At 37.3% G+C, this 770-nt stretch carries 1 pseudogene; it reads right to left on the reverse strand.

Going from position 1 to position 770, the window contains the following annotated elements:
- Window positions 1–770: pseudogene (locus ACESNQ_RS08660) on the reverse strand (Ltp family lipoprotein); the annotation flags it as partial.

Here is a 770-nt window from a genome sequence, read left to right on the forward strand (position 1 = left end):
CATTCATTTTTAGCTCTCTTACCGTCTGATTTTAGATAGTAACTACCGACCCAGGTATTACGAGCATAGCTACCTTCTGATGTTAAATAATAGTGAGCAGAGTATTTCTTATCATAAATCCATTCATTCTTGGCCATCTTTCCATCTGATTTGAGGTAGTAATTTCCTACCCAAGTGTTACGAGCAGAACTTCCTTCAGCTGTTAGATAAAAATAGGAACCAGAGTTTTTATCATAAATCCATTCATTTTTAGCTCTCTTACCGTCTGATTTTAGATAGTAACTACCGACCCAGGTATTACGAGCATAGCTACCTTCTGCTGTTAAATAATAATGTGCAGAGTATTTCTTATCATAAATCCATTCGTTCTTAGCTCTCTTACCATCAGATTTGAGATAATAATTACCGACCCAGGCATTTTGGACATAATTTCCCGATGCATTTAAATAGAAGTAGGAGTTAACCTTTTTGTCAAAAATCCACTTATTAGTGACTTTAACACCATTTTCATAATAAGATGAGCCTACCCAGCCAGACTGGACTGTAGACTTTGGCTTATCCTGTTTAGGTGCCGTATTCTTTTGTTTATCAGATTGTTTTGGAGCGCTAGATTTAGGCTTCTCTGTTTGTTTTGGAGCGCTAGATTTAGGCTTCTCTGTTTGTTTTGGAGCGCTAGATTTAGGCTTCTCTGTTTGTTTTGGAGCGCTAGATTTAGGCTTCTCTGTTTGTTTTGGAGCGCTAGATTTAGGTTTTTCTGATTGTTTTGGAGC

It is taken from the genome of Streptococcus infantis (genome assembly GCF_964243025.1).
In the GTDB taxonomy this organism is placed as follows: Bacteria; Bacillota; Bacilli; order Lactobacillales; family Streptococcaceae; genus Streptococcus; species Streptococcus infantis_N.